General features: G+C 38.2%; 14 protein-coding genes. 2 read left to right on the plus strand and 12 right to left on the minus strand.

Annotated features, from left to right (window positions below; genetic code table 11):
- Positions 1–63: 63 nt before the first annotated feature.
- The 7 genes from pglX to JCM15548_RS04485 all read right to left on the minus strand — a co-directional run bounded on the left by pglX (position 64) and on the right by JCM15548_RS04485 (position 8,908).
- On the minus strand, positions 64–3,849 hold the full coding sequence (gene pglX / locus JCM15548_RS04455; protein WP_062122671.1) for a BREX-1 system adenine-specific DNA-methyltransferase PglX: 3,786 nt from the start codon (positions 3,847–3,849) through the stop codon (positions 64–66).
- Between the two features lies 1 nt (position 3,850).
- A complete protein-coding gene (locus JCM15548_RS04460; protein ID WP_162198171.1) occupies positions 3,851–5,434 on the minus strand; it encodes a hypothetical protein in 1,584 nt (527 codons plus the stop codon).
- A 113-nt stretch (positions 5,435–5,547) separates the two neighbouring features.
- The gene (locus tag JCM15548_RS04465) at positions 5,548–6,375 is read right to left on the minus strand and encodes a hypothetical protein (RefSeq protein ID WP_062122675.1); all 828 of its coding nucleotides are present in this window, start codon (positions 6,373–6,375) and stop codon (positions 5,548–5,550) included.
- Positions 6,372–7,361, minus strand: coding sequence for a P-loop NTPase fold protein (locus JCM15548_RS04470; protein ID WP_062122677.1), 990 nt, complete (start codon positions 7,359–7,361; stop codon positions 6,372–6,374). Before JCM15548_RS04470 ends, JCM15548_RS04465 begins: the two co-directional genes overlap by 4 nt.
- 21 nt (positions 7,362–7,382) lie before the next feature.
- A complete protein-coding gene (locus tag JCM15548_RS04475; RefSeq protein ID WP_162198172.1) occupies positions 7,383–7,964 on the minus strand; it encodes a BREX protein BrxB domain-containing protein in 582 nt (193 codons plus the stop codon).
- A gap of 26 nt (positions 7,965–7,990) precedes the next feature.
- Positions 7,991–8,614, minus strand: coding sequence for a BrxA family protein (locus JCM15548_RS04480; protein ID WP_062122681.1), 624 nt, complete (start codon positions 8,612–8,614; stop codon positions 7,991–7,993).
- An 87-nt stretch (positions 8,615–8,701) separates the two neighbouring features.
- On the minus strand, positions 8,702–8,908 hold the full coding sequence (locus JCM15548_RS04485) for a helix-turn-helix domain-containing protein (protein ID WP_062122683.1): 207 nt from the start codon (positions 8,906–8,908) through the stop codon (positions 8,702–8,704).
- 726 nt (positions 8,909–9,634) lie between these two features.
- Here JCM15548_RS04485 and JCM15548_RS04495 point away from each other — a divergent pair.
- Positions 9,635–10,972, plus strand: coding sequence for a DUF481 domain-containing protein (locus tag JCM15548_RS04495; RefSeq protein WP_157482411.1), 1,338 nt, complete (start codon positions 9,635–9,637; stop codon positions 10,970–10,972).
- 7 nt (positions 10,973–10,979) lie between these two features.
- Here JCM15548_RS04495 and JCM15548_RS04500 read toward each other — a convergent pair whose 3' ends face one another.
- From JCM15548_RS04500 to JCM15548_RS04520, 5 genes are all read right to left on the minus strand, one after another.
- Complete coding sequence (locus JCM15548_RS04500; RefSeq protein ID WP_162198173.1) at positions 10,980–13,346, minus strand: TonB-dependent receptor; 2,367 nt, start codon at positions 13,344–13,346, stop codon at positions 10,980–10,982.
- Positions 13,347–13,467: 121 nt separating this feature from the next.
- Positions 13,468–14,022: a FecR family protein gene (locus JCM15548_RS04505; RefSeq protein ID WP_062122692.1), complete on the minus strand. Its 555-nt coding sequence runs from the start codon at positions 14,020–14,022 to the stop codon at positions 13,468–13,470.
- A complete protein-coding gene (locus JCM15548_RS04510) occupies positions 13,979–14,299 on the minus strand; it encodes a FecR family protein (RefSeq protein WP_157482416.1) in 321 nt (106 codons plus the stop codon). Before JCM15548_RS04510 ends, JCM15548_RS04505 begins: the two co-directional genes overlap by 44 nt.
- Positions 14,300–14,380: 81 nt before the next feature.
- Entirely contained in the window at positions 14,381–14,869 is a 489-nt protein-coding gene (locus JCM15548_RS04515; protein ID WP_062122696.1) for a sigma-70 family RNA polymerase sigma factor, read from the minus strand.
- A 41-nt stretch (positions 14,870–14,910) separates the two neighbouring features.
- On the minus strand, positions 14,911–15,831 hold the full coding sequence (locus tag JCM15548_RS04520) for a hypothetical protein (protein ID WP_062122698.1): 921 nt from the start codon (positions 15,829–15,831) through the stop codon (positions 14,911–14,913).
- 277 nt (positions 15,832–16,108) lie between these two features.
- Here JCM15548_RS04520 and JCM15548_RS04525 point away from each other — a divergent pair, with 277 nt between their 5' ends.
- Positions 16,109–18,679 (plus strand): TlpA family protein disulfide reductase, encoded by a 2,571-nt coding sequence (locus JCM15548_RS04525; RefSeq protein WP_062122700.1) that lies wholly within the window; start codon positions 16,109–16,111, stop codon positions 18,677–18,679.
- Positions 18,680–18,883 lie beyond the last annotated feature (204 nt).

An 18,883-nucleotide genomic window follows, 5' to 3' on the forward strand; every position in this document is an offset into this window, starting at 1 on the left:
GGTTAAAATCATTAATTGTTAATGCAAGATAATTACAATTGGTTTTTATAAAATTTCAACATATTAAATTTTTGCAACAGCCCCATTAAATTTAATATAGTTGGCTTCTACTCCATCATCTAAATCAAACTCAATTTGTAGATTGGCCAATTCTTTTAATACCTCGTTGTAATCGCGGCATTCTATTTCCCAATTTTGTAATAGTTCCAATCGTTTCTGCTCTGGTTTGGCCAGGTTTTCTTCATTTTCTTTAAGCCTGGCTATCTCTTGCTTAATGTATTCCTGGTGTGGGTGCAAATAATTTCTTTGTATTTTTTGTACGGTGTACTTATCCATACGATGCATGTAAACCAACACCTTAAATGCCGCATTCTGGGGTTTATTTACATTGCTGCTGAACAACCAATATATAGGTTTCTTTTTATACATACTGGTATGGTAGCCCCAGAATTTTTCTGTGAGCCATTTATGCAAATCCATACCCAAACAATCATGTAAAAAGTTGATGTTTTCGATTAGGGTTGCTTCTCCCCAAATAGCAAGTACAAAATCTTTTGTACGGACCAAAGCATCATCTGGGAAGGCGCAATCTTCACCCATTATCGGTAGAATGCCATCCTCGTCAATCTCAATTTTATGACCGTTGTATTTATACGAAGCCGCTTCTTCATCTGTAGGGTTAGGGTGGGAAATGTTTAAACCCGGTTTATCTAAGCGGTACCGACCTAAGAACACCCCAATGGCATAAGAAATACACTGGCTAATTATCTCATTTTTAAGGATAGGTAACTCAATGGCTTCTCTGCCTTTTTCTCTGAATGTGGGTTCTAATGCTTCTAAAGCATTTCTGTTTAATTCGTCTTGTAAAATGGTAATATCCTTTAGAGGAACCTCAGGTTTCAATTCATCTTGTAACCCGTAAACGTCAATAAAAATTTGATTTAATTCTTCTTCATTGGAATGAAGTTGAAAGAAAAAATCTGTGATTTGCTTGCTCCAATGATTATATGATTCAATTAGGGAGTTAGGATTATTTAGAAGAGGTGAGGTTTCAAAATCCCATGACGTTTCAAAGGAATCCCAATCTTTCTTTGAAATATTAGTGTTTTGAATTACAAGAGTTCTTACCTTATTACTATCGGAAATTTTAGTTGGGAATTTTCCAACCGCACCAGTGTCATACTTATAACCAGGGCATAGGGCGTCCAGGAAATATTGCCCTACTTTTGAGCATAAAAGGCCAAGAATATATTCTTTTTCTTTTAAATTATAAATTGTTGGGCCTACATCACACATCATTGAAGGGTAATGAGTTAGTCTTCCTGAAAAGCCTTTTGAACTAACGATATTATATGTAATACCATCTAAAAATGAGAATGATAAATTTTGAGGTCTTGATTTAAGCTTTCCAGTTTCATTTCTGAAGTTTCTTAATTGAATTCCGTCTTTTTCCCAGTTGATAATACTTTCGAAATTTCCACTCCATTTCCGAAAGCCTCCTCCTTTATTTATTGGCAACCACTTATAATAAAGTGAACATGTGTTTGGAATGCTAGCAAAATTTATTTCATTGAACTTTATTTCATGCCAATATCTTAAAAAGTATTTGTCATCTCCAGTTGCAATACCTTTTTTGAGGTCTCCAATTTGGGAAAGGGACTTTTCGGTATTGAATATTTCTAATCCTAGTTTTGATATCCAATAAGCAAAAATAGAATCCGGTATTAGATTAATATCTGAAACTATAAATTGGTAAGGACTATGTTTTTGTCGCAAGAATTTTTCTTCTTTTAGTTTACTTGTTCTTTCTTCAACTAGCCTATAGTACCATCCAGCTAAACTGTATTTTCTTTTGTTCTTCTCAACAACAAATGCTGTAGATTGAACTACTTCACCAGAAAGTTCTTCAAAAACTCTGGCACCTAAGTGAAGCATTGAGTGAATGAAGTAGTAGGCTCCAATTTTCTTTCTAAACTCTAAATAGCTAGACTTAAACATCCAGCTTGTTTGGTTAATCATTGAATAGAAACATTTTTGGCTTGTCAGGTCATATGCTACTTCCATGAATACTGTAAATAGATCACCTTTGGTTGATGGATAATGCTTTTCTGCATAAGCTTTTAGCTCGGGGTTCATGTTGCCAGATACCATGTAAGGCGGATTAGCAACAACCGATGTGTAGTGTTTTGTTAACAAAAGTAGAACTTCTAAATGTGGTTTTAAATTTTCCCAAAAGACTTTATCAAAAGCGTTAAGCTGAAGGTTTGATTCTCTTTCTAACCAAATTTTATACAGTTTCTTGACATGTTCTAATGACTCGTCACTAAGTTTGAGCTTTATAGCTGAACCCAGATTCTTTCCATGTTGTAAAAGTTCAATGGCGTAGAAGAACTCGCTGTATGCATATCCCATTTTATCAGCACCCCAAAAGTTTTCGAGGTCGGACGAGAAATCTACCAAAATGGCTTCCTCACAATGGGCTTGAAGGGCATCAATCGTTGCGTCGTTCAAAACCGATCCTTTGGGCACGGTCATTGATTTTTTAACTTCCTTTTTCTTTTTTGTTTTGGTATTTATTTCAATTTCAGTCCACTGCATTGAAACTGAATTTTTAAGCTTCATCCCCTCAAGTTCAAACCAGTTGGATTGTTCCTTACTGTAATATTCCTCTTTGAAGCTGTTGGCTAAGGTGTTTTCCGGAAAACTGTATATATTGGGTATGTTTCCCCGATTAAGTACATCGTCATCGAACTCGGCGGCTTTTAACAATACTGCAAAGCGGGCCAATTGCATGGCACGGTCGTCAATGTCTAAACCATAAATATTATTTTTCAGAATGCTATCAACCGCTTGCCTGGCTGTGTATCCCTCTTCGCGGTACATTTTGAATAGCAGTTCAAATCCTGTTACTAAAATATGTCCGCTTCCACATGCCGGGTCTATTAGAGTAAGTTCAGTAATGTCCGTTATAATTGGGGTGCTTTGCTTGTCGCTTTCGTTCTCAACAAGGTATTTTAATTCCGATTTGAGAGGAGATTCGGGCTCATAATCTAAGTAAATTTTGCCTACTGTATTTTCCACCATGTATTTTACAATCCATTTGGGTGTGAAAATCTGTGTGGCAGCCGGAATATCTTCAGCCCTGGCTTTTTGGTTCTTTTTAAACCCGGCAAATACTTCGTCTTTTTTATCTGAAATATAAAACTGGTATAGCCAACCAATTAACTCCACTTCTTTATAGTCTTCCTCAGCAATGGCGTTGCCGTTTATTAAGTCAAGCAAGCCATCGGCTTGCATGAAGTTTTGAGGAAGCAGCAATTCGGTATAATCGTCTATTTTGCCAAAAACGTTATGCATTAAATTGTGGTTGTTGCATAAGCGTGTAATCAATAATCCTAATGCTTGCTCTTCTTTATCATCAGCAATGTATTCATTCAATAGCTCGATGTAGGTCTGCTTTGTTAATGCATGAATGCCTCTTTTGGCTTGTTGTACAATGGTTGGGATTCTTATATCTGATTCAAACTTTAAGGTGGGTTTCAAATAACCGTTGGCTTCTAATATTTTAATGGCCATCAAGCGGTTAAACCAAGTATAAGCAGCTTCTTCAATAATATCTTTCACATCTTGCTCACTTTTGATGCGGTCTTTTAGCTTGTTCCATTTCTTTGGAACAGTAGTGTCTGTAAATATCTTTCCTCGAAAAGCATAACCTCCTTGCGTAGTTTGTAAGTTTTCATTATTCGAACCATCCAGGTTAAACCCCCAGTATTTAAGCCGTTGTAAAACGCCATCTAATAAAAGCAAACGAGCCTCTTTCGCAAATGATTTAATCTTATTTGTTTCCATATTAGCTTAACCAGAGTTTTTGATTTTTTGAGAGTTTCACCATGAGTTTAGCTTTCAGTTTTTTGAGGTATTCGTCTAGTTGTACTTCATTTTCAATAGTAGTAGGTGGCATTTCAGTAGCAATGGACACATCAACGCTACTCACATATGCTTCACCGGATTTTCTGGCTTCTTCTTGTGCCTTAAAATCTTCTAACTTCTTGAAGTTTTCGGCTCGAAATTCATTCGCTTTTAACTCATAGATTTCTAATTGAGTTATCTGAGTCTCCTTGTTTATTTTTTGAAGATAGAACTCTGCGTTGGTGGTGAGATTTGAAGCTTCTATACCTAATTCTTTTTGTCTGGCGGTAATCTCTACAAAAATGGTTTCATAAATTGTAATTACTGCATCTTTCAAGGCATTGAGACGATTCTTTATCGCATCATTTAATTCCTTATATATTTTTTTCATTTGCGGAAACTTATCCCAAGGTTCATGATCCCGTTTTAAGTATTCCATTAAATCATCAGCTCTTACAACAAGTGTTTCATCTAAAGATGAAAAATTGTTTCTATTGGCTTCTGCGAAGGTAGAAATCTGCTCATAAGATTTGAAGTTATGTTGAATAAACTCTTCTACATACATGGAAGTGTCGCGAGCCTTTTTTAAATGGTCCTTTTGGGCAATGGTCTGCTCTGCAATCTGCTCAGGATTACGTGCATTATAAATCTCACTTAAAGAGCTATAGAAGGCTTTAATGTGCGAAGCAAAAGGATAGGCTTCATATTCATCTTTTAAATGATTTAGAGAAATGATTTTGGGCTGTAATTTCTTTCTGAAGACTTCAATGGCCTCTTTAAAATCAGAGGTGTTAGATGGAATTAAAGTTTCAGCAAAAATTTCATTGTTGACTACATGAATGAAATTGTTGACTTCATCCTGTGAGTGGATTTTCTCTTTATGAATGGTAATGGCATCACGCTCACGTGAATTAAGTGCCTTATCAGCAAAGGCCACAAAGTCAATTTCTTCGTTTCTCCACTCAAAACGGCTGTATCCTTTTTTTGCAGCTCTTAGCAGAATATCAAGGGTGCTAATATCCTTCCAGCCATAGGGGGCCTTCTCAAAAATCTTCACGAGATCTCCCACCACTGGCGCTTCACCCATTAAGGTTATTTTGGTATATAGTTCTTCTTCGGCAGGGGCCAATTCAATATAAGCTTGTTTTTGAGTAGATTTGGCATTGGCTATTAAGTCGGCGTTTGCTTTAGCATAACCGTTACTTAAATTATGCTTACGGTACACACTTTCCATGTGACGATTTACCATTTCTTCGAAGCGAGTTGCCGGATTATTACCATTTAATTCTTCTGGTCCAATAACCTGATTGTTTGAAACAATCGGTGTTTTTAAGAACGCTTTCTCAAATCGCATCAATATCTCTTTAAGCAAAAGTTTATTGGTTTCCCTGAAATTATTCAATGTTTCAGTTCTGGAACCGGTGGCAGAGGATGAGTTTAAGCGGATATATTTTTGAGTTCTTACATAATCTAGAATTTGACCTTTTAATTCATTATCATGCTTTAACCATTCACTGATACCCACGAGCAAATTATTTGATGGGGTAGCATGGGCCAAGTTTTCGATTGCAGTGGTATCATAAATAGAAAATTTCACATTAAACTCTCCGGATCTGATTTCTTCCTTGTCATCTATATTTAACGAGAACTTGAAGTCTTATTCCCGAACGAAGTTATTGAAGGATTAGGCTTAATTGTTTTGCTAATTAAATCTGTATATATATAGTCTAATCTATCATGGTTGGTAACGGGTGTCGTTTTAATCAGATGAGCCACTTCGATCTCATCCTCCTTTAGAAATCTATATTTCCCTTCAGAAACCTGGATGATGTTTTTTGTCACTAATACATCCAATACTTTCTGAACTTTATTTTGCATCTCCAACTTTGCTGCATCTACCGAATCCATTAGTAGGAGTGCAAGGTTTTCAATATTCGCCGGAAAATTAACGCTTTGAGATTCTCCCAGATTTGAAACCATGAACAGCGCATTAACCACCCTGCGGGAGAATTCATCTGTTTTGACTTGCTCGATATGATAAGCCCTATCTAGAATACCTCTTGCATGATGCGTTAGATTCTTTTCTAGTTGTTCATTGAAAAATAAATCAAATGGCACAAAATACCCCACACTTTTATCCTTACACAGATTAGCAGTATAGTGAGTAATTCCAAGGATAGCCCTTTCAGTGTTCTTGACTCCTTCTCCAACGTATCCTACATAGCTGAAAGATTCAAACACATCGGATATTAACCTGAATTGATAAGGTATAAACGGATAAGTCAACGTAAAATCGGCACGGTCACCGTAGTTTTCATATAAGTCATGGTCAAAAACAAATTGGTTTTCAATAGCCCCTTTGTTTTCTTTGTAATAATCATTTAAAGAACCAATTCCATCTGAGTTTTTATCTAAAACCCTTTTCTTGGTTATAAAGGCGGCATCTTGACTTTCAAGCGAAATCATGGTCTCGAAACGGCTAGAATCTTTCCAAAGTCTTCCGTTTTGCTGTCGGTACTATCGATCAAATTTGAAAGGTCTTGTTGTGCAGTACAAACTATCCAAACTTGAGTGCCAATTTGGGAACCCACTTCTTCTATAATGGTTTGAAGGTTCAGCAACAAGGATGTGTTAGAGCCAATATATTGTGAAACCTCATCTATTAAAAATAATAGCTTATAGCTTTCATCCTTGGTGGATATAAAGTCTTTTAATTCCTCAATTAAAAATTTGATTGTAAAATCCTTGTTCTGATTTAGAATGCCACTCTTTAAAGAGTCTTTATCTAGTAAGGGGTCGAATTTTTTAGCTGTATCAATTACTTCATTGAGATACATTTCAATGAAATCAATTTGGTTGCCATCCCAATCTTCGTTCAATACGTTCTTTATTTCTTTTTTAAACTCATCGAATTTCCCCTTTTTATCAAGGGGTTTCTCCAGGTAAAGAGCCAAGGCAATGTTGGTGTCGTTATAGCCCCTGAAAGCATTTAATTGATTCAGTAAAACCCGAGTGATACGGTCTTTTGCCCCATCGTTATCTGAAACAGCATCGATGTTAAAAATGATTTCAGCGATATCTATTTTGTCCAACTTGTTTTGCAGATTGTTGACAAGGCCAATGTTTGGCTCGTCCAATGGGTCAATGTTTTTGACCGAATCTTTAAAGTTGCGGAAGGCTTTTTCTCTATGCTTTTTATTAAGACAGTAAAACAAATACTTAATGAAGTGGGATTTTCCACTGCCATAATACCCACTAATCCATACCCCGGTTTTACCTTCTTTCTTTGATGCAACAGCATTTAAAAACTTATAGACGTTTTTGGTTATTCCTTGGGTAAATACATATTCTTCAATTTCTTGCTTGATAAAGTATTCTTCCATTTCACTGACAACAACGGCCGGATTTATTCTCCTGGCAATATCTCTGTCATATAACTCTTGAATCTTCATTTATAGTAGTGTTTACTGTTTTTACTTGGCTAATTCACCCAATTGTCTATTTAAGTTGTTTGCTCTATACATATTATCGTCATCTAAAATTCCAAACAAACTATATTTAGCATCACTGTAACTTCCCGGATAAAAGACGATTACCTTAAAATCTTTAATGAGTTGCTCTGTTTTTTTTAATAACTCAGAAGCCCTTAAGTAGGGGAAAGAACTCCCAAAGCCATAAAGTATCAGATAAACCTTTTTTTCGGTCTCACCCTGAAAATGTTTTTTAACTTTTTGGGTGAAATACTTAATGAACTTTTCGGATTGGAGTTTATTACGCACCCATAAGAAGGCCCTTTCCGGGTCTTCTTTTTCTTTCTCAAGAACGGAATCGAAAATTGATTTACCAGCGAATGATTCTGACTTTAAAAAATCAATTAACTCATGATAAATATTTAGTACCAGACAATCCAAATAGTGATTAGGCCTTTTTAGTTTCCCACTTAGTAATCCTATTTGTTCACGAATTTCATATTCCTGATCTGGTGGATAGGTGAATATATAGGCCGGGAAAAAGAGATTTCCAGTCCTTGGCTCTTGGAAACCACGGTCGGCCATAAGGTCATATATTTTATCAATATTAGTCATTGTCCAATAATTGCTTGTCGTTCACTTTCATTTAAGAGCAATACTTCCAGAAACCAACTATCACCATTAGATACAATTTCATTAAGTATTTGGTGGTTGTAGTCCTCCTTCACAAGGGTATTTTTCTTTAAAATACCCACTTCTCTCAAAATCTTTATTGTAGCAGCTGATATGTTGTTCAAATTTTTATCAGAAAAATTCCCGAACTCAGGATGATTTTCTGAAATTCTATATATAAAGGCCTTAAAGTCATAAGAGCTTAATTCGTAATCCATATTGTACCACTTTGGTAATACTGTATCAATAACGAAATCTGGTATTAATTGGTAAGCTTTACATGTAGCATAAAAAAGAATTAATGTCTTATCCCTTGAGCTACCGTCTCTATACAATTTCCAAAAAACTGGATTGGCAAGACTTCGAACTCTTTTATTTACTTCTGTTAATACGATATTTTTGGATCTCTCAGAATTGACTGGAATAACATTAATATCAACTTTTTCGTTGCCATTGAAGAATTCTTCAAGGTCATTAACTGAATTTAATATGGCATCAAATTCCTTTATCATTAGAGATCTCGTACTGTATCCTGTTTGATACTTCTTTTTCACGATTTTCATCTGTGAATATTTTATTATTTGGCCAGATGGAATTTGCATGAGAAGATTCCCATCTGCTTATGTGTGGATTTTGCGCTCATGCAACTTTCATTGCTTTTCAATCTCATTGTTATTAACCAAAAGATCTTTTGCTTCAACTTGTAATAGTTCCGCAATTTTAAAAAGAACTTCGAGGGTGGGCTGCCTTCGGTTTTGTGCATAGGAATTTACCATGTTGAAACTTTTGCCGAGTTTTTCGGCTAACCAAGTTTGTTTAATCCCTTTATCTTCAAGAACCTCCTTGATTCTGTTCATGTTGTATTTATTAACTAATCAAAACTGATTCACAAATATATCACAATCTATGAGATGTAAATGCAAAGTGACAAGTTTTTGAGCTAAATGGAATGCTCATCATTATTGCTCAGGTTGAGCGTATCCACAGCACAAATATCTTCAGAAGGGTTAGGAGAACAAGATTAAAGCCAGACTGATAAACTCCTTAATGAACAAGGCGCAGCTGAGTTTCTTGATCTGTCAGTACGAATTATTTACAGCAAGGAAATTAAGGGCGAATTGCCTTACTATGAATCATGACAAAAATCTCGATTTTTCCAGTAGTGAACTGTTGGAATTCGTCAAGGCAGGAACGAAAAAAAACAAACGTTTAAATTGAGAAAGAAGCTGCAGCGTATTTGTCTAAAATGAAAAACTCTGAGTTCTGAAAAATATAATTTCAGCGATGATACAGGTAGAGAATTTTATCGCAGATAAAAAAATCAGGCAAAGGATTACGTTCCGGTTCCTTTCGGATATATTTCCAAAAGGCTTTTCGCTATTCCAACCGCCAAGCATCATTATGTCGCTGGCCTCCATACCGGCCATTCGCATATTGGTGGCGGCACATCTCAGCTGTTTTTATTTACATAGCTACCGCTCATTGGCTCAAAGAACTATAAAGAATATCGTGCCAATAAGTACGGATTTGGTTAGATTGTACTATTTTTGTGTGGTATTCTACCAAATTTAAATCCAATTGATATGCCAGAAGTTTCATCCCTCAAAAAGTGGATGTTTTTAAAACCTTTATCGATTGCTCTTTCCCCGTTCTTTTTTCTGTTTTTAATTCAGCCTTTGGCTGGCTTTAGCGGTGCTTTTGCCCAAGAGGTGAAAATGGATACCATTACCGAGACTGTTTCAACGGAGTTGAATCGCGCGCCCTTTGTTTATATTGATTGCCGGGATTGTGATTATAATTTTATTCGGACGGAATTGACTTTTGTGAATTATGTACGTGATCCTGAGATGGCGGATATTCATGTCTTTGTCACCGAAGAGGAAACCGGCGGAGGTGGCCGGGAGTACCAGTTTTCTTTTATCGGGCGCCGTTCTTTTGCCGGAACGGAATATACCTTAAAGCACCATATTGGTCGCAATGCCACCAGGGAGGAAATCCGAAACGCTTTTAACGGGTTCTTGAAAATGGGCTATGCATCTTTTATGTTGCAAACGCCACTCGGTGTGCAATTTACTGTTGAATATGTGGATAATGGGAGTAGCAGCGCCCTTCCGGCCGTAAATGATCCATGGGATTATTGGGTTTTTCAGGCCTATTTGGGAAGAGTGGAGCTTGAAATGGAATCCAACCAGACGGAGTTTGATTCGCGCTGGGGGTTTTATGCTGACCGGGTAACGGAAGACTGGAAATTTAGAGTCAGGCCTTATTTTAATTATGGACGCGTCAAAATTCAGGCTGCCGAGCGGGATGATCCTGTAGTGAGTACTCAAAGAAGGCATGGATTGGATTCTTATGCCATCAAAAGTTTGGGAGATCATTGGTCTGCCGGCGTTTTCGGAACTTACTTAACTGAAAATGGCCGCAATATCCGGCACCAGGCCATTCTTAGTCCCGGAATCGAATTCAGTATTTTCCCTTATGAACAGTCTACCCGCAAGGCCATAACTTTTACCTATCAATTGGGTTACGGATACCACGATTATTACGAGGAAACGATTTATGGTAAATGGAAAGAAAATCTGTTTAATCATCAATTCAGAGGTATGGTTAATATTTTGCAGCCATGGGGAAGCATAGAAACCGGATTTGTGGGATCCCAATATTTACACGATTTGTCGCGTCGGCGTATGGATCTTTACGGGCAGACTTCTGTGCGCTTGTTTGAAGGTTTTTCCTTGAGTTTTCAAATCGAGTACGATGTGGTTCGCGATCAACTGGCCCTGCCAAAAGGGGAAGCCTCTCTGGAAGATGTTTTGTTGCGACAGCGGGAACTGGCCACCGATTATTCCTTCGAGACTTCCATTGCCATTACTTACACTTTTGGCTCGAAGTTCGCCAATATTGTAAATACCCGCTTCTAATTAAGGGTTAAAACCCCAGTTTGAGAAATAAATAAACGGTAAACGGGACGGATTCAGCATCTATATAAGCTGTGTTTTGTTGAGCTAAGGGAATGCGTTCAAAGCTTGAATATTTTATGTTTTCTGAGTTGAACAGATTCACAACCGATATACCTGTTTCGGAGTTAAACATACCCAACTGTTTCTTATATACCAGAGATACATCTATTCTGTTATAATCTTTCTCTATGTAATTGTCTCTCAGATAACTTTGATAGAGTGGAAACCCCGAACCATGAACAATAGAGTAGGAAAAGTTAAAGGGATCAAAATCGAACATACCGGTTGATTTAATTTCGTGTCGCTGGTCGTGGGGCGAACGACGGTATGTTTGTTCGGGAAAATAGGGAAATAATTCTTCGGTAAGAGACAAGGAATAGGAGGCCCAAACAGAATGACGGGAAAAGTTTTTTTTGGCAAAAAAATTAACACCATAACTCCTGCTCTGACCGACAAATATTTTTTCCTGATTCAAACGATAAACGATAAAACGGGTTAAACCTGCTGTGGATTTATAATAGCCTTCAATACTTGCAGAAAAAGCATTATTGTCCAGTATTAAACCTGTGGTCAAGTGTTCTGATTTTAAGGCAGGAATGTACTTCGAGTCAGAGATAGTCCACCAGTAACGATAATTGCCATTTTCATCCATGACAGAACTTTTTACAAGAAACTGGCGATAGAGCCCCCCTGCTAAATTAAATTTCAGCAAATGACTTACATCAATTCCGAGGGATAACCTTGGCGAATAATAAAAGGCTTTGTTTGGCATATGCCGGTTGATTCGTATTCCCGGTTTCATTGTAAATTTCTGTCCGATGGAAATCTCATCCTGAATGAAGCCTGTAACAATAAAATGTTGTAAGTTCTGTCTCGAAAGTACCACATCAAAACTGTCCCGATACAGAAAAACTTCATTGCGCATGGCTTCAACCCCGAACTCAAGGCGGTGATTGGGATGAAACGAAACCCTGTTAGAGAGTTCAAAGGACAACTCATTCACATGGTTAATATACTGGTCATCAACACGGCTGAATAATCTGTTAAATCGGTTGTTCTGCAAGCTGCGTTTTTCTTTAAAATCGCTTTTTAGCATGGAATAAGATAGCTTAAAATCAGTCCGTTGTCCATCCTTCCATAATTTCCCGTAATGGGCAGTTCCACCCCCTTGTCGGTTCTTTTCAACCACATTCTGATGAATGGTATTGTATGGACGCTCCTGTTTAGCATTGTACGAAAACTGGTCACCACCAGCCAGTAAGCTGATAAAAAAGAGATCGCCGTTGTTACCTGTTAAGGTATATTTTGCGTTAAAATCCCGAAAATCATATTTGGGCTCTACATGAATCTTGTATTCATACGAATCGGCTGAACGTCGTAATAAATCATCCGGCTCAAACAGCTCGTAAAAGGTTTGACGATAAGCCAGAATAAAGGTCGATTTATGGCTTAAAGGGATCTGAAACATGCTATTTATGGTATGGTTGTTTAAAAATAAATCGGCACCAACTTTTGAGTTATTTCCTGTTTTGGCGGTAATGTCAACAATGCCGCCCGTTACGTCGGTGTTGCTTGCGTCGTATCCACCTTTCAAAACTTCGATGTTCTTGGTTATAAAAGGATTAATGACACTGATGTTGTCGTTGAAATTTCTTAAGCCCCAAATGGTGAATCCATCTAATTTTACCCGGGAAGTGCCCTCGTTACTGCCCCATATTATTAAGTCGTTGGGTTGCTCACCCGCTGCTAATATACCTGGTTGTAATCGCAATAGGTTAAATATCGAATTGTCGCCATTTCCTGGCATGTATTTGGCTATATGGGAGTTAAGTAGTATCGTGCCAGGTTCCGATCCCATTTGTATCGTATTATGAATTCTGTTGTTGCTTACAATGAGTTCAGGAAGCGCTAAGGATTTAGGTCTTAGGTGTATAATATGGTCCTTTGATGGTGCCAGAAGGGTATCTAAAATAAAACAACCTAAATGAGATGCTTTTAGATGAACAAAGGCGTCGGAGTTGGTTTTGTATACAAAATGTCCGTTGATATCTGTGGTTGTGTTGTGCCCGTTGACCGACAAGTGTGTATAAGGTAGTGCTTCGTTAGATCCCAGTTCCATTATGCGACCCGAGATGATACTATTGGTCGATTTGGTTTCTTTGTGGAAGGGAAACAGCACAATCACATCACCCATTCGCTCCCATGCCAGAGGGAAATCTTTTACCAATGCATCCGCTAAAGCTTCTTCCGTTGAAAAAGAGGATTGAAGGGTCAACAAATGATTGGCTACCCCCGCATCGTCAAATGAAAACTGTAATTGATAGCGGTTACGCAATTCAACCAATACTTTGTTTAATGGTTGCTTATGACAATCGACTTGATATTTTTGGGCTGTTATACCTGAACAAATACCTATTATAAGCACCAATAGAAACAAAACAGGCTTTAGAAATGATCTATTTTTTTTGGATAACATAAACCCCATTAACATAACTGTATTCAAGTGCGAATGAACGACTGACCATCTGTAATACCTCTTCAACGGTTAAATCTCGTGAAAAGTTTCCGGAATATAACAGTCCCTCCATATCATCCACAACCTTGATCGAAACATCAAACTGACGTTCTATTTCGTCAAAAACCATTTGAATCGGGGTGCCGGTAAATATAAACATATGGCTCATCCAGGGGGCTTCATCCATTCCATTCTCAATAGAGGTCAATTTCATCGTGCCATCTCTGTTGATGGAGGCTTGTTGTTGGGATTCTATATCCAGCGATTGATTGGTAGCAGGTGATAAAACACGCACTTTTCCCGTATAGCAAGTGACCAGATATTGTTTATTTCGCGCATAAATGTTAAAGGAAGTTCCCAGCACTGCTGTCGTTCCGGATGAAGAAACGACCGTAAATGTGTCCCCCTTTTTCACCTTGAAAAAAGCCTCTCCCTGAAAAACAACTTCCCTGTTAAAGCGCCACCAGAAGCTTATAGCTGATTTCCGAATCGGCATTCATTTTTACCATTGACCCGTCTGGCAGAAAGGCGGTCAGGTGTTCTCCTGTGGGTGAAAAAACGGATTTGGTATAAAGACGAAAAAAGAGACCTGTTCCCAATGCTACTATCAGCAAGGCAGCAATGGACATGCCTGCCCATGAATGCATCGTCTTCTTTGAGCGATTGGTTCCCTGCTTTTCAATAGAGGATGCAGCCATGTTGGTCTCCAGGCAATTCCATATATCTTCCTTTGATTTTTCAAAATAAAGATCCAACTCTGGAGGTGAATCCATCCATTTTTCAACCAAATCTTGAGAATGATATGTCTTTTTTAATTTCATTCTAGTTAAAAATTGTGTCGGTTTTTGGTGTTTTTATTGTTCAATGAGGGCTTTTCGCAAATGGGCCAATGCCTGGGTCATACGCTTTTCAATGGCTTTGATGCCGACATTAAGTCGTTCAGCTATTTCCCGGTTTTTGAGTTGTTCATTTCTGCTCATTAAAAAAACAACTCGAAGGTTTTCAGGCATGACATTCAGCGCCTTCTGGTAGCTTTTATTCAATTCCTGATAAATTATTTCGTCTTCAGGTGTATGTGGGAAATTAGTGTTTTGAGTTTTTAATGCAAATGTCGTTTCTATTTTTTGGTGCCTGTATCTGCTGATAAACATATCGCCGGCCATCTTGTAGAGTAAACTCTTTAGCTGTTGGACACCTTCCTTTGGTTGCTTCTCCCACAATCGAAGGAAGGCGTCCTGCGCTATATCTGTCGCCAAATCTTTGTCACCTGCACGGTAATAAATATAGTTACGCAGTGCGGTAAAATGATTTTCGAATAGTTGTTTAAAAGTTTCCCGAGTCACGTTTGTTGTACAATGTCTATAATAGATTCAATAGCATCAACTTATTTATTCTTCCATGCAAGGCGCCTTCCGATAATAAATTCAAAAGTCCCATTAGCTGTTGTTATGGTTGCCTGATTATCGCATTCACCATTTCCATAATCTATGGTGGCGAACAATTGACCGTTTTTATAATACTCAACGGCTCCGCTAACAATGAATCTGCAATTGCCTTTAAGTACCAATCTTTTTACAATCTTTCTTTCATATTCATTCTCATCTGAATCCCTGTTGGTTGAAAAGCCGGTTACTTCGATGACATCATCAAAATGATTGAATGGGGTGTCTAATCCTGCTGTCCATATACGTGTTTTGTCAGAGCTGTGTTCAATGAATGATGCATCTGGAAAAGTAAAAATTAAATTACGTACAATATTTACTTCACGCTCATTGGCATTTTTAAGGGTCGTAAAAACTTTTGTTCCTTCAACGCCAATGGTATCTATACTAAAACCTTCAAAAGTCACCTCACGTTTTGAACCAATATTTCGAAGCGGTTCCGATAAGACAATTTTGATTACGCCTCTAAGTACGCGACCATTTGCCAATTCTGTTTGTTCCCCATAGTTCAAAGATATCGTTTTTGGAAAACCTCCTTCGGCTGATTCAATCGTGATTAATGGGCACTGACCAGCCGCATATCGTGATTTCCAACCTGTATTTCCGCTTTTCAATGTGGCACTGGAAGCTGTCTCCTCTGTAAAGTCGCTATTAATGGCCTCCGTACTACCTGAGAAGAGGTCAATCTCATATCCGGTGGCCTCTACAACATCTTCCAATGCAGCATCCATGCTAACAACGGATTCTACTGACGTTGAAAACTCAGGCCTTGTATAATCATTGCTCAAATCTACTTCGTCTTTTTCACAAGAAGTGAAAGCAAGGGCCAAACCGATAATCAAACTTACATAATTAGTTTTCATAATTTGTGATTTTAAAGTTATTAAAAAATGAGATAATTCTATTTTGTGTGAATTTGTATGTATACCGTTTAAAAGCCTGAATACCCTACCCGTTTTTTTGAAAAAAAAGCAAAAAGATAAAAAGGTAATTGTAATTAATTAATTATGAGTTTTTTGATGTTGTGATCCCCATCTTAATGATTCTCTGTTTCCTGATTTTTTTGAGCAGACCGTTTGGAACGTATGATGAAATGTTCTACCTTGTTTACTCATGTTTAACTTCTAACCAATCCAAAAAATGAAAAAGGCTATCTTAACTCTGACGCTTATTTTTGCCCTCTGCTTGACATCAACCCAAGCTCAAAAAGTCATTGAAAACCCCAAGCATGGAATGACTTTGTCATCTTACCTGGAACTTACGAAAATTGAGTTGAGCGATTCGGCTACCGTGCTGAGTTTTCTGGTGAATTTCAGACCTCATAACTGGATTTCGATACCCAAAGAGACTTACATCCAAAACCCGGTGGATGAAGAGAAGCTATTTGTTGTGGGAACTGAGGGAATTCCCTTCAATGAAAAATATTGGATGCCCGACTCCGGACAAGTGGCTTACAAGTTGATTTTTCCTCCGGTGGATAAGGACTGGGAGAGGCTGGATTACGGGGAAGATATTTCTGAGGGAAGTAGTTGGGCCATCTTTGATGTTCAGCTAAAGCCTAATGAAGTGTCGTCTTTGGTGCCGACTGAATTTAAAGGGAATTGGTTTAATGTCAGCAATGCCTATTGGGAATTGGGCCTGCTGGATACGCTGGCCATCTACAAAAATCAGATATGGAAATACAAGGCTGGTGATTTTTCCAATAATAAAGGGCAGCTTACTTTAACCGGAAGGGAAGGGGAAGTTCGTCTTTACCTGAGAAACGAAGAGAATGGACAAATGCTGGCCGGTGAAGATCCTGAAAATTTAAGGACCTATGTCACCAATGATGTTTTGTCTTCTATGACCATACCGATGGATTCTTCGGTTTATACGCCTCCAGTCTTTCATAGTGATTCGGTCACTTTTAGCGGATTCATTGCAGGTTATTCTCCACGGGTCGGCTTTAAGACTTTCACTCTTTATGTGAACGACATATTGACCGGCGAGCAATCCTCTAAAACCATTCGAATCTCTGAAAGTGGTGAATTCTCTATTACCTTTCCTTACTATTATCCCCATTCCGCCTTTTTAAGAAGTCCCTTTGCAGGAGGTTCCTTATTCCTGGAGCCGGGAAAGGATCTGTTTGTGATGTATGACGGACAGGATATTTTTTATATGGGAGAATTGGGCAAACTGAACAAGGATTTGCAAGATCTCCGGGAAATAGTGTTGTTCAATTACAGACACATGCAGGCCGTGATTCTAAATATGACGCCTTTGGATTACAAAGCTTTCATCAATGAGCAATATGAGGAAAGCCTGCTGAAGCTGAATGAATTTGAAAAAACGCATGGTTTGCAACCAAAAGTCCGCCAGATTAAGGAGTTGGATCTGAGGTACCGTCGTGCGGAGAACCTGCTTTCCTACCAGATGAATTTCGATCAGGCTTACCGGCAAAAGCATGAGGTGCCCCGTTCGCAACGCGAGCTTCCCATTGAAATTGAAAGTCCGGACCATGAATATTACGATTTTTTAACCACCGATTTTGCCAATAATCCACTGGCAGTGGTTGCTGATAGCTACAACAGCTTTGTAAACAGATTAATGTACAGCGATTTATTAAGGGATAATCAGTCTTTGTCGTTATCAACGATGGACATTGTCGAGCGACTTTTGGAGAGTGGTCAAAAACTGGCCCCTGAAGAAGTTCAGATGATGGAAAGATTGAAAGCTTATGAAACATCGGAGGGGAAAATGGCGATCGATGCCTTTAATAAAAAGCACATGGATCTAATCAATGGCTTTGTTTCAAAGTATTCGGAGGATTTGAAGGATCTTTTTGAAAATAATAGGCGATTGAATGTGACCATAACCATGATGGCGGATCATCTGAAAATAAAGGATGTTGAAATAACAGATGAGGAACAAGAGCTGGTAGATGCTGTTACTGCTTTTAATCAAAGTCCACCGGTTATTGAAGCTCAAGTTTTCCAAAAGGAAAATGGGGAAGCGACCTCTCAGTTTCATAAAAATCATCGCGACTTTGTCAATAAGATTTTCGCTGAGGCGCGTAAAGATAGCCGGAACCGGCTTTTAAAAGATTCAGTGGGAATTGAATCGGGGCTGATGGTGGATGTCATGAACGCTCAGGATTTTCTCCGTCCTGTTGCCTCTCAAATGGTACCTGCCGCAGAGGAGGAACTTGAGGTCTTCCAAAAGGAAACCTCAACACCGTTTATTGCTGCCTATGCGGAAGTGGTTAATGACCGGAGTCTGGCAAAAATTGAAGCCAATAAAACAAAGTCGGGCTATACCAAAAACGAGGTTCCTAAATCGGAAGCGGATCAAATTTTTGAAGCCATGATGGCCAAATTCAAAGGTAAAGTAGCCTATGTCGACTTTTGGGCTTCATGGTGCGGACCTTGCCGTTCTGGCATTGAAAGGGTGAAGTCTTTGAAGGAAGAGTTGAAAGATGAGGAGGTGGTTTTTGTGTATATCACCAATCAATCAACCCCGGAAAAGACCTGGGAGAATATGATTCCTGACATCAAGGGTGAACACTTCAGGGTTTCCACCGATGAATGGAATTTTTTGAGTGAAAAATTCAATATTTCAGGTATTCCTCATTATGTACTGGTAGATAAAACCGGACATGTGGTAGAGCCTAAAATGGGATATCATGCCAATGAAGCCTTAAAAAACAAATTACTGGAGCACATCAATAAATAGGAGCAGACTTTAATCTTACCAGATTCAAGGATGGAGGTTGTCTTAAATGAAAATTTAGGGCAACCTCTTTTTTTTCCCAATTTGTCTACTTTGATTCTTCATTCGTCCACCAGGCGTGAAGGCAAGAGCCGTATATTTGCTTTGTTATTAAAAGTTAAAGGATGCCAAATTGTTTCGCATGTTCTGGCTTTTAAAACGATTACC

The sequence above is a fragment of the Geofilum rubicundum JCM 15548 genome (assembly GCF_000974365.1).
In the GTDB taxonomy this organism is placed as follows: Bacteria; Bacteroidota; Bacteroidia; order Bacteroidales; family Marinilabiliaceae; genus Geofilum; species Geofilum rubicundum.

Coding starts and splice junctions, on each gene's coding strand:
- JCM15548_RS04470 (WP_062122677.1), bottom strand. CDS start 7,361: ATGAAGATTCAAGAGTTATATGACAGAGATATTGCCAGGAGAATAAAT.
- JCM15548_RS04520 (WP_062122698.1), bottom strand. CDS start 15,831: ATGAAAACTAATTATGTAAGTTTGATTATCGGTTTGGCCCTTGCTTTC.
- JCM15548_RS04495 (WP_157482411.1), top strand. CDS start 9,635: ATGCCAGAAGTTTCATCCCTCAAAAAGTGGATGTTTTTAAAACCTTTA.
- JCM15548_RS04475 (WP_162198172.1), bottom strand. CDS start 7,964: ATGGCCGACCGTGGTTTCCAAGAGCCAAGGACTGGAAATCTCTTTTTC.
- JCM15548_RS04480 (WP_062122681.1), bottom strand. CDS start 8,614: ATGAAAATCGTGAAAAAGAAGTATCAAACAGGATACAGTACGAGATCT.
- JCM15548_RS04505 (WP_062122692.1), bottom strand. CDS start 14,022: ATGCCGATTCGGAAATCAGCTATAAGCTTCTGGTGGCGCTTTAACAGG.
- JCM15548_RS04525 (WP_062122700.1), top strand. CDS start 16,109: ATGAAAAAGGCTATCTTAACTCTGACGCTTATTTTTGCCCTCTGCTTG.
- JCM15548_RS04485 (WP_062122683.1), bottom strand. CDS start 8,908: ATGAACAGAATCAAGGAGGTTCTTGAAGATAAAGGGATTAAACAAACT.
- JCM15548_RS04510 (WP_157482416.1), bottom strand. CDS start 14,299: ATGGATTCACCTCCAGAGTTGGATCTTTATTTTGAAAAATCAAAGGAA.
- JCM15548_RS04465 (WP_062122675.1), bottom strand. CDS start 6,375: ATGATTTCGCTTGAAAGTCAAGATGCCGCCTTTATAACCAAGAAAAGG.
- pglX (WP_062122671.1), bottom strand. CDS start 3,849: ATGGAAACAAATAAGATTAAATCATTTGCGAAAGAGGCTCGTTTGCTT.